Consider the following 11,765-nt stretch of genomic DNA (forward strand, 5'->3'; position numbering starts at 1 on the left):
ACATTGGTATTCGTATCGATCACTTCTTTTGGTCGAGTTAATGTGACACTAGCCGTTGGTATTTCTTCCTTATACATGGCGGTCATATCATCATTGCCATCAAAAGTCGCATTGAACGTTGGTGTTGTGGTTTTGTTCAACGTACTTGGCTTGGTTTTCCCTTTGTACCACCCTTGGAAGGTATAGACTTTGCCACCTGCAGTATACGTCGCTGGTAAAGCTTTCGCCGCTGTGTACTTGAAGGTGTTACTGTTCATTGGTACTTGGTTACCTTGGGTGAAGCCTGTTGGTGCAGTGATTTTGGCACCGTTGACATCCACGAAGTTTTCGGTGACTTGTTTTCGTGTGACTTTGTAGACTAACTTCGCATCATTGGTCGGATTATTACTGAAAAGGTTCGTAAAAAAAAGATAACTTCCATTAGCATTCATACTACTGCCTATGGTCATGCCCAAAAATCTAAAACTAGTATTGGAAAAATTGGTTCCATCTGTCTTAAAATTTAGTCCATTAATATCTGCTGTAGACAGATTACTTACCGTAGGCGCTACACTCGAATCGATTATCGTTGAGCTACTATTTGTATAGTCATAGCCATACACATTCAAACCGCTACTTTGAGCAGCTTCTACTTGAATGCTATCAACATATTTTAACTGTTGATCAATTGCTAACTTGTCTAACCTAAAAGCAAGTGAGTTTGGAACCATTGGCAGATAGCCATTCGTATACTTTCTAAATAACTCTTGGGATAATGGGACACTCCCATTGTTAATACTTACCGTGTATTGTCCATTACCCTTACTTTTTGAGGTCACGTCATATAAATTGGTAATTACGTTGTCACTATTTCTTCGTACATAATACTTACCACTAAAGGTTAACGCCGGTGTGAAAGCACCACCTTTTTCATTCACAAAGTTCATATTGACTGATGGATAAAAGGTCGTAACTGTTTCTTCCTCATACACCACATTCAAGTCATCATTCCCGTCATACGTCACCCCATAACTTGGCGCTTTCGTAGTAGTCAAGGTGCTTGGTTTGGTTTTACCTCTGTACCAGCCTTTGAACTTGTAGGTCTTACCGCCTGTTGTATAGGTGTCTGGTAAGGTGCCTGCTTGTTTGAAGGTGTATGGGTCACTGGTAATCGCCGTTTGTTTGCCTTGGGTGAAGCCTGTTGGCGGTGTGATTTTGGCACCGCTTGTGTCTACAAAGTTTTCGGTGACTTTGCGGTTGGTTAAGTGATAGTAAACTGGACCGCTTAACGTTTGATAGGTTGCACTCCCAGAAGCCACATCGATACTGCTAATAAGTCTACGTAAAAGGGTTGGGTATCTTCCCTCCCCCGAAACCTGCTCTTTTGGTGTATAGCTCTGATCTGGTCTCTGTGTTGCTGTTAACAAAGAAATTGCCGCTGTTTCAGACAGAACCACATTATCTGAAGCGCTATAGTTCTGAGTGATTACTGGTAACGGATAGTTTGGATTGATTTTGTTCGTCTTATCATAAAGATTTAACGATTGATAGTATCTTGGCAGTTTAATTGAGAAATTAGAATACGCCTCTCCATTCCAGCCTCCCTCAGTAGGACGAGCTATATATGTCTCAGGAAATGACACATTTTTTAAGTTGCCCACTGTTGGTGCGCTTTGATTGTCGGCAATTGTGCCGTAAGAAAAAGCGCTAGTTGCTCTTCTATAATCAACACTCTTATAATCATACGTAATCTTAATATCAGCAGGATTCACTAATTGTCCTGCTTCGTTCACAAAACCAAATTGATACGTGACTGCTGGGAAGTTTGTTTCCTCATACACCACATTCAAGTCATCATTCCCATCATACGTCACTTTATAACTTGGTGCTTTCGTCGTGGTCAAGGTACTTGGCTTGGTTTTCCCTTTGTACCAGCCTTTGAACTTGTAGGTCTTACCACCTGTCGTATAGGTGTCTGGTAAGGTGCCTGCTTGTTTGAAGGTGAAAGCATTGCTAGTCATTGGTGTTTTCCTATTTTGGGTAAACCCTGTTGGCGGTGTAATGGCTACGCCGTTCGCATCTACGAACTTTTCGGTGACTTTGCGCCTTTGAGTATACAAATAAGAAATATTCATATTATTAGTTGGAGTCACTGGAGTATATACCGAAAACGAATAATTACTTGGAACACTTGGTGTCGACCAAGCACCCAGAAATAGATGGGCACCACTAAATTTTACAGAAATATTTCCTAATCCACCTGTTTCACGTACACCATAGGTATTTCCAGTAGTTAAAACAAGAGCCTCATTCATAATCACACGAGTTTGAAGTGTCTGTCCATTATTTCCATAAACTGTCGCATAAGTTAGTGGCAAGCTTCCTGCTGTTCTCTGAAACGTTAGCCCTTGATACATTCTAGGTAATGTGACTCTCAAGACTCTTAACCCATAAATATATGCTTCTGATGTATCACTAAACACAAGTCCTGGTACCACCAATCGATTAAAGTGAATCGTTTTTCCTGCATAACTTGTTGAATATGGTGTAGAGTTAACACCACCATGATTGACATGCTTCCCGAACTGACCTGAATATCTATTCCCACTAATTGGTGTATCTAAAGGAACACTATTGCCCATTTCATCAATTACTGCCCAATTAAGAGTTGTTTGAGGAAGACTTATACTTGCTTTGGGAGTAATTACTCTAGGTTCTATAACAGGACTTTCTGATAAGCCCAGATTACTCTCCTCTATAGATTTCTGCGCTTCTTTTACTTCTGTTTCTGCTTGTTTCTCCGCTTCTTTCGTTTCCTCTTCCTGACTCGTGTCAGTCGTTACTTGACTATTTTCCGTGCTGGCTTTCGTTGTTTCTTCCTTCACGCTACTGGCTTGCGTCTCTTCCTTGGCACTACTTTCAGCGGTCGGACTACTTTCAATCGTCACGGTTTCCGCAACTGCCGTCACACCAGAAAAGGCGTTAATTACTAAAGAACTACACAAGCCAATGGTTGCTAATCGTTGCCACTTAGTTTGCTTCATGTCGTCCCTTCTTTCTATGTACGATTCCCGCCAAACCGATTAAGGCGAAGCCGAGAATGCTCAAATTTGCCTGACTCTTGCTCCCTGTACGAGGGAGCGTTGAGCCAGTTGTGGTGGTCTGTGTCGAACCACCACTTCGTTGATCTCCTTGCGGAGGACCAGCTGGTTCCTTGGGATCAGCAGCTGGCGCATCTGTTTTCGGTGGGGGATCTTTAGGAGCGGGTGTTCTCGGATTTTGGTAAAATTCAATCCCCACCGAACTAGAACCACCATCAGACGCTTCAACATTTATAAAAAAACTAGGAGAAGATAGTAGACACACAATCATTAAATAACGCTTTTTTTTCATTGAAAAACCTCCTTTTAACTCGCTAGCCTTTCTTGCCCTTTTACACAAGAAAGACGAAACAACCTTTTGTTACTCCTCTATAATAACAAAGAAACCCCCAGCAGAAATTGACGATTTTTTCGCACCCCATGCGAAAATTTTGAAGGTTCCTATTCTGACAAGAGTTACAACAGCTGTTATTTAATAATCGGCTCAAAAAAAGGGCGATTTCGGCAAATTTTTACCAAAATCCCCTGACAAAATTTTAAGATTCCGCTCTTTTTAACAAGAAAAGCTCAAAATGTTAGCAACGAATACTAACATTTTGAGCTTTGTTTGATTGTTTTGACGCAGGCCTCTGAAAAAAAACAGTATTTTTTTCGCCCAGCCCGCTATTTTTTCGCAAGACTAACCAAGTAAGGCGCTAATGAATAGCCCTAAAGCATAGGTGCCATTGAAAACCATTAAGTTCTTAATGGAATGGCGAAAACTTTTCGGCTGCGGCAATTCTTGTTTAAACGTTTGAATATTTTTCCAAATGACAGGCAGAGTGGCAAACGTGATTAACACAGGCCATTGATAAATACCACTAATGAAGCCGAATAAAATCACCAGATAGCCAGCTAGCGCTAACACTTGAAACAGCACAATCCCTGCTGGGCGCCCGATGTAATAGACTAACGTATAACGATGGTTCTCAATATCCGTGTCTAAGTCCCGTAAATTGTTGGCGAGCATGATGTTAGCAATCGAACAGACCAAGGGCAAGGACGCCACGACAATCGCAAGCACCGCCCAGAAATTGCCGTCTAAGCGAAAGGCGCCGCTAGCAAAATCGACCGTTAAGTAAAAAGGCGGATTGGTGACGACGTTCAAGTAAACGGTTAAGACGAAGATGCCTAAGCCCATCGTGAAGCCACTGAAAATTTCCCCCAAGGGCATGCGGGATAACGGAATCGGTCCATACGTGTAGAAAATACCGATGAAGCAGCAAATCCCCCCTAATACGAGGAAGAGCCAGCCTGTTTGAACCGTTAAGTACGCACCCACAACGGCAGTGAAGGCAATCATGGCAAAAATCATGTTGCGGACCAGTTGTGGTGAAACGCCTGATTGTCCGATAATATTTTCTTCATATTTATAGACGTCAGATTTGGCTTTTTTGAAGTCCATGTAATTGTTAATGGCGGTGGTGGCCATATCAAAGACCACCATGCCAATGAAGAAAACCAGCGTGTTGCCCCACTGAACTTCCCCGAAATAGGTCATTGAAAACAAGACCCCGATAATAAAGGGAAAGAGACTGGCAAGCTTCGTCTGAATTTCCACTACTTTTAAAAACACATTTAAAGACATTTTTAGTCGCTCCTTATTTCAAATCGGCCCGATTCCCCATCGTATAGCCAGAGTCTTTGCCGATTTCAAAGTTGCCTTCGATATCTTTGCTGATGTAGACTTTGTCGTCTTTTGTGACGAAAATGGCATCGGTTCCTTTCAGACTTTCGACATATTCTAGTCCTTTTTTGACGCCCATTGAGAAGACGGCTGTTGAGAGACCATCACCATCGATGGATTTGTCGGTGATAATGGTGACACCCGCGATGTCGTTATCAAACGGATAGCCAGTTTCACGATCAAAGAGATGGTGGTAGGTTTTGCCATCGACTTTTAAGTAGCGTTCATAAATTCCTGATGTGACTAAGGTTTTGTTGCTTTCTTTGACTTGACCTAAAACAGTGTTGCGGGCTTTATTCGGGTCTTGAATGCCGACTGTCCAGTCCATGTCTTTGCCACGTGGGCTGTGTCCTAAGACGTAAACATTCCCGCCTAAATCGACGATAGCGGTGGTGACGCCGTTGTCTTTCAGAACTTTCACAACTTCATCGGTAATGAAGCCTTTGGCAATTGCGCCTAAATCCAATTGCATGCCTTTTTCTTCAAGGTAAACGGTTTGCTCTTTGTCGTTGAATTTGACTTTCGTGTAATCGACAAGTTTCAAGGCTTGATCAATTTCGGCTTGGCTTGGTTTGCGGGCATCATCGAAGCCAATGTGCCACATAGAGGTGATTGGGCCAATTGCCATGTCGAAGCCGCCGCGGGAGTCTTTGCTGTATTCATAGGCTTTTTTCAACAAAGGATACAGGTCATCTGAGACTTTGACCGGTTTCACGCCTGCTTCTTGGTTGATTTCATCAATTTCTGAACCTGGTTGGTTGACTGTGATTTTATCGCCTAGTTCTTTGACACGGGCAAAGGCTTTCGGTAAGACGTCTTCTTTGCCATCATCGTAGATGCGAATTTGAACGTAGGTACCAAGCATTGTTTGACGGTCAGAGTATGGTTCTGTATTAATTTTCGCTTCTGGTTTTGAGGAACAAGCAGCTGCCACAAACAGCACTGCTAGAACACTCACCATGAGCAGAAGTTTCTTTTTCATAGGATTCCCTCTTCTTTCCTTCTTTAATTAAAAAATAAGTTCTCTTGCATAGTAGCCTTTTTTGGAAAAAATGAAAAGTCTTTCTCTTGGAAATTCACAAATTTCTGTGAAAAAATTTGTGAAATGATGGACAGAACTAGCGAAGAAAAAGGGGCGGGAAAGTCAGCCAACCGACTTTTTCCCAACCCCTCAATGGTGTCAAGTAATTGCTGAAAAGCATTTCAGGAACTACTTCACGATTCATTTATTATTACTTATTTTGTTACGATGTTGTCAACAACGATTTCAGTTGTGTCGCCTTTTTCAGCAGCGTTCACTAATTGTTGTGCGTAGTTGATGAATGAATGTGTGCTGTGTGTTGCACCAGTTACTACTTCAACACCTGCAGGTGAGCCGTCTTCTTCGCCCATTGCTTTAACAAATTCTTTGTTTAATGTTTCGATATATTCTTTTGGTCCAACGCCAGCAACGTCTTTCATTTTGCTTTCGTATTCAGTGTCATCTTTTTTAGATTTGCCGTCAGCGTTCACGTTATCGTAGTTAGATTCAGTCACTTTACCATCTTTTACAGTCATTGAGAATGTTGTGTGGTAGCCGTTTGAGTCATTTTTTTCTTTCAATGAGTACGTACCATCTTTCAATGTTGCCCCATTGTCGATTTCGATTGTGTCTGTGTTACCAGCTTGTGCTGCTTGGATTAATTGTTGTGCGTAGTTTTGGAATGATTCAGATGAATGAGTCGCACCAGTTACTACTTCCACACCGCTTGCGCTTTGTGCTTTAACAAAAGAATCGTTTAATTGTTTGATGTATTCTTTTGGTCCAACACCAGATTTTGCTTTCATGCTTTCTTCATACTTAGTGTCTTCTGTTTTAGATTTGCCGTCAGCATTGATGTTGTCATATTTAGATTCAGTGATTTTTCCGTCTTTTACAGTCATTTCAAAGACTGCACGGTAACCATTTTTTTCATTTTTTTCTTCTAATTTATACGTACCATCTTTTAAATCGCCACCGGCAACTTTTTTCGCTGGTGCTGATGATTCAGTTGATTTTTTCGTTTCTGAAGATGCTGCGCTAGAAGAGTTCGTTGTGTTGTCTTTCTTGTCTGCGCCACAGCCTGCTAATACTAAACTAAATAATGCAATTGCCGCAAAACCTTTAACAAATTTATTCACTTTCATTGATAGTCACCTTTTCTTTCATGATTTTCACAAACATTAAAAGTTTGTGATACATTACACATTATAATGGTTTTAAAAACGTTGTCAAGACCATCCCCTAAAAATATTTACATTTCGGTCTTTTTTTCATCAAAAACTCATCGTTGGAGTAAATTTGTTGACAATTAAAATTTATATTAGACAAATTCGTGAAATACTTATATAATGTTAGTCGTTTGTGTACTTATTAATCATTATCACTATTTTACTACTTACAATATTAAGGAGCGGATTGTCAATGACAAAGCAAAATATTGTCGTTGTAGGTGCTGGGTATGCTGGCGTTTCAGCTACTAAATTTCTAGCAAAGAAATTTAAAAAAGATACGGACGTAACAATCACATTGATTGATCGCCATTCTTACCACACTATGATGACCGAATTGCATGAAGTAGCAGGCGGACGTGTTGAACCAGAAGCAATTCAATACGACTTACAACGTTTGTTCTCACGCAAGAAAAACGTAAAATTGGTAACAGATACTGTTACTGGAATCGACAAAGAAAACAAAGTTGTGAAAACTTTAGCAGGTTCTTATCCATTTGACCAGTTAATTCTGGGTATGGGTGGCGAACCGAACGACTTTGGAACACCAGGCGTGAAAGAAAATGGTTTCACCTTATGGTCATTTGATGATGCAGTGAAAATTCGTCATCACATTGAAGCAACCGTTGCTAAAGCAGCCATCGAACCAGATGCTGAAGTACGCAAAGCAATGTTAACATTCGTTGTCTGTGGTTCTGGTTTTACTGGGATCGAAATGGTCGGCGAATTAATCGACTGGAAAGATCGTTTAGCAAAAGATGCCAAAATTGATCCAGACGAAATTACATTAATGGTTGTTGAAGCAATGCCAACCATCTTAAACATGTTATCTCGTAACGATGCTGCCAAAGCAGAACGTTATCTAGAAAAGAAAAATGTTCAATTATTATTGAACTCACCAATCGTTGAAGTTGCAGCAGATCACATTAAATTAAAAGATGGTTCTGAAGTACCAACGCATACGTTAATCTGGACAGCTGGTGTGAAAGCAACTTCTGATGCCGCTGACTTTGGTTTAGAAGCAGCACGTGGTAGTCGTTTAGTTGCGAATGAATACATGCAAGCAAAAGGTTACGAAGACAAAAACATTTATATCATTGGTGACTTGGTTTATTACGAAGAAACACCAAATACACCAACTCCTCAAATCGTTCAAGCAGCTGAACAAACAGGTCATACTGCGGCTGCCAACATCGTTGCAGATATTAAAGGCGGCGAAAAACACGCCTTTAAAGGAAACTACCAAGGATTCATGGTTTCCATCGGCGCGAAATGGGGCGTTGCCAACTTATTCGATAAAATTCATTTGAGTGGTTTCTTAGCCATCATTATGAAACATATCGTTAACTTGAAATACTTCTTTGATATTCGTTCTGGTTACTATATGTTCCAATACATTATGCACGAAATCTTCCATATTAAAGATGATCGTTCTGTTGCTCGCGGACATACGTCTCGTTACGGCAATGTCTTGTGGAGTGTTCCGCTACGTGTCTTCTATGGTATGGTTTGGTTAGTCGAATCAATGAAGAAAATTGTCGGCAACGGCGATTACTTGAAACCAAGCACTTGGTTTGGTGATGGTTCTTGGTTCACAGATAAAGTCGTTTTCCCATTCCCTTGGTTACAAGAACAAGTAACAACAGGTGCTTCTCAAGCAACTGAAACAGCAACAACTGCTGCAAGTGGTGCGGCGGATGCGGCGGCAAGCGGTGGTGCCGATGCGGCAACACAAGCAGCGCACTTTGGTTTAAGCTACGCTTACGGCGAAACACCAATGCAAGTGTTTGATCACATGCCTAAATGGTTCGAAAGCGTAATGAAATTTATGATGCCAAACCAAGAAGTTGCTTTGTTCATGCAAAAATTCATGACAATCGTTGAAGTATGTATTGCTTTAGCATTGATTGCTGGTTTATTCACTTGGTTATCAAGTGCTGCTACAATTGGTTTAACAATTGCCTTCTGTTTATCTGGCATGTTCTATTGGGTAAATATCTGGTTTATCTTTGTCGCTTTTGCTTTGATGAACGGTTCAGGCCGTGCTGTCGGTTTAGACCGCTGGGTAATTCCATGGATTCAACGCAAACTTGGTAAAGCGTGGTATGGTACCCCGAAAGCTAGATACGGCGGTAAGTAAGCAATCGATAATCGATTGACAACTACGAGCAAAAGCTGAGACACATGTCTCCAGCTGACTATCATAGGATTTAGTATGTGGGACAGCAGTCAAGCATGACTTTTGTCCCACATATTTTCTTTTATATAATATGGTGGCTCAACTGGAAAAGAATACTTCTTTTCCGTTCACTGTGTTATGATAGACAAGAAAAAAACACCAAAGGAGAGAGAAGAAAATGACGATCAAAGAATTCATTAAGAAAAGTCGCTTGAAAACATGGGACGTTATTATTATTGCTATTTTAGTTCTTGGTTCTTTTCTGCCCCTTGTTGTTTTTGCCATGCAAAACCGTGGTCAAGAAGCGGCTACGTATCAAGCAGTCTTGAAAGTAGACAACAAAGTAATCAAAGTCTTTGACTTAAAAAAGGACGGCCCGCATTATACATATAAATACGAAGCAAAAGACGGTGATTACAACCTGATTGAAGTAGATGGTGATCGTATCCGCGTGAAGGAAGCCAACTGTGCTGACTTAGTGGATGTTCGACGAGGCTGGATTTCCAAACCTGGTGAAACCCCGATTGCCTGTCTGCCCCACAATTTGTTTATCACCGTGGAAGCTTCTGATGGGAGTGAAGACGGTAGCTTAATTTATTAAGCACGACAACTATGAGCAAATTACACAAGAATATTTATATTGCTATGCTCGTTGCCCAAGGGGTCATTATTGGTTTAATCGAAAATATGATTCCTTACCCTTTCGCATTTGCTCCTGGGGCAAAGCTCGGTCTAGCAAATTTAATTACCATTATTGCGATTTTCACCATGCGTAAGCGTGATAGTTTTTTCCTGGTCTGTTTACGTTTGATTTTAACGACATTACTGGGCGGCACACTTTCGACCTTTTTCTATAGTGCCAGTGGTGCCTTATTAAGTTATTTCGGCATGTTGCTTGTCAAGCAGCTGGGGCCAAAACGGGTCAGCATTATTGGGATTAGTGCCGTTGGTGGTTTCTTACACAACGTTGGTCAGTTGCTAACGACCTCTTTCTTTGCTCATTCGTGGGCGCCGATGCTGTACTTACCATTTTTATCTCTGTTTGGGTTACTCTCGGGGATTGCCATTGGGATTGCCGCTAATTATTTACTACAACATGTCCAGACGTTACGAAAATTCCAACTGAATTATGAACAAACAACGAAACATAAGTGGAGTCAATTTTTCTAATTGAAAACCTGTCCGCCACAATTAAAGGAGTCATCTTATGAATATACATCCTATGTGGAATACCTATCCTACGTTATCAAAAGAATTAACAACTACTCTTCGCTTGATGGAACAAGCGGTTCAAATCGATAATCAAGAAATTCAAGCTGCTGTCCATGACATGATTCATTCTGGCGGCAAATTGCTACGTCCAGCCTACCAACTGTTGTTCTCTTATTTTGGTGAACAGCGGGACCCTAAAAAGGCGACAGCGTTAGCGGCTTCCATTGAATTACTGCATACCGCCACGTTAGTTCACGACGATATTGTCGATGAAGCTGATACGCGTCGTGGCTTGCCAACACTGCGTTCGCGCTTTGGCAATAGCACAGCCGTGTATACAGGCGATTATCTTTTTGTTTGCTGTTTCAAGCTCTTATCTGATTATTCTTCTTCATTAAAAAGCATTCAATTAAATTCGCGCAGTATGGAAAAAGTCCTGACTGGTGAACTTGGTCAAATGGACAATCGCTATAATTTCGAGGTAACGATTGACCAATATTTAAAAAATATTTCCGGGAAAACTGCGGAACTGTTTGCGCTAAGTTGTTTTGTCGGTGCCTATGAAAGTGGCACCTCCCAACGTTTTGCCAAACGTTGTGGTGAAATCGGCGAAAACATCGGACTGGCTTTTCAAATTATTGATGATATTTTGGACTATACACAAACTGCCGATGCTATCGGCAAACCCGTCTTAGAAGACGTACGTCAAGGCGTGTATTCTTTGCCCTTGATTTATGCACTTGAAGCCAATCGTGAAGTCTTGTTGCCACTTTTAATGAAAAAAGAAGCCTTGACTAATGAAGAAACACAGGAAATTTATCGTCTTGTCCATGAACTAGGTGGCGTAGAAAAGGCCCAACAATTAGCCACTCATTACACAGAAAAAGCGCTGAAAGAAATCAGCAAACTTCCTGAAACAAAGGCCCAAGCGAAAGAACAATTGTATGAAATTACACAAACAATTTTGACAAGAGAAAATTAAAAAAGCCGCTGGATCCTATTGAGGATTTAGCGGCTAGCTTTTTAGGTGATACCTTGGTATAATAAACACGAAGAGAGCGTACTAGATATACGCTCTCGGGTAGACCGTTTAAGACGGTAGCTTGATTTTAATACGGAAATAAACCCGTCAATCCCAGCTAAAGGTTATGACGGGTTTATTTTTTGTTGTTTTTATTACTGATTTTGACAATTAACGTTGCGAAAGCAATCGCAAGCATCAATGCTTCAAAGACAGTCAGTGCTATTCCTTTCTAGGGAAAAAGCGAACAAGCAAAAACATTGGCAGTCCCCCTTTTTTGAGAAATTGCCACCGTCA

General features: G+C 41.0%; 9 protein-coding genes. 4 read left to right on the top strand and 5 right to left on the bottom strand.

Translation table 11 applies throughout. The features are described 5' to 3' along the window. The 5 genes from KQI94_RS13835 to pplA form a co-directional block, all read right to left on the bottom strand. Nucleotides 1-3,023, bottom strand: a 3,023-nt coding sequence (locus KQI94_RS13835) for a hypothetical protein (RefSeq protein ID WP_099434170.1), incomplete at its 3' end; no start/stop codon positions are given. Next, nucleotides 3,010-3,372 carry an LPXTG cell wall anchor domain-containing protein gene (locus KQI94_RS13840; protein WP_002368511.1) on the bottom strand — a complete coding sequence of 121 codons (363 nt, stop codon included), beginning with the start codon at nt 3,370-3,372 and terminating at the stop codon, nt 3,010-3,012. The genes KQI94_RS13835 and KQI94_RS13840, both read right to left, overlap by 14 nt. 387 nt (nt 3,373-3,759) lie before the next feature. Further along, nucleotides 3,760-4,707, bottom strand: coding sequence for a 1,4-dihydroxy-2-naphthoate polyprenyltransferase (menA, locus tag KQI94_RS13845; protein WP_002368512.1), 948 nt, complete (start codon nt 4,705-4,707; stop codon nt 3,760-3,762). 13 nt (nt 4,708-4,720) lie between these two features. Then, nucleotides 4,721-5,788: an FAD:protein FMN transferase gene (locus KQI94_RS13850; protein WP_002354751.1), complete on the bottom strand. Its 1,068-nt coding sequence runs from the start codon at nt 5,786-5,788 to the stop codon at nt 4,721-4,723. Nucleotides 5,789-6,042: 254 nt separating this feature from the next. After that, the gene (gene pplA, locus KQI94_RS13855) at nt 6,043-6,972 is read right to left on the bottom strand and encodes an extracellular electron transfer flavoprotein PplA (protein WP_002368513.1); all 930 of its coding nucleotides are present in this window, start codon (nt 6,970-6,972) and stop codon (nt 6,043-6,045) included. A 277-nt stretch (nt 6,973-7,249) separates the two neighbouring features. Here pplA and KQI94_RS13860 point away from each other — a divergent pair, with 277 nt between their 5' ends. The 4 genes from KQI94_RS13860 (at nt 7,250) to KQI94_RS13875 (ending at nt 11,429) form a co-directional block, all read left to right on the top strand. Further along, nucleotides 7,250-9,196, top strand: coding sequence for an NAD(P)/FAD-dependent oxidoreductase (locus KQI94_RS13860; protein WP_002354747.1), 1,947 nt, complete (start codon nt 7,250-7,252; stop codon nt 9,194-9,196). 217 nt (nt 9,197-9,413) lie between these two features. Further along, nucleotides 9,414-9,836 (top strand): NusG domain II-containing protein, encoded by a 423-nt coding sequence (locus KQI94_RS13865; RefSeq protein WP_002354745.1) that lies wholly within the window; start codon nt 9,414-9,416, stop codon nt 9,834-9,836. Nucleotides 9,837-9,847: 11 nt separating this feature from the next. Beyond that, nucleotides 9,848-10,405, top strand: a complete 558-nt coding sequence (locus KQI94_RS13870) for a Gx transporter family protein (RefSeq protein ID WP_002354743.1) — start codon at nt 9,848-9,850, stop codon at nt 10,403-10,405. A gap of 37 nt (nt 10,406-10,442) precedes the next feature. Further along, nucleotides 10,443-11,429: a polyprenyl synthetase family protein gene (locus tag KQI94_RS13875; protein WP_002368514.1), complete on the top strand. Its 987-nt coding sequence runs from the start codon at nt 10,443-10,445 to the stop codon at nt 11,427-11,429. The last annotated feature ends 336 nt before the right edge of the window (nt 11,430-11,765 follow it).

It is taken from the genome of Enterococcus sp. S183_ASV_20 (genome assembly GCF_018919685.1).
GTDB lineage: Bacteria > Bacillota > Bacilli > Lactobacillales > Enterococcaceae > Enterococcus > Enterococcus faecalis.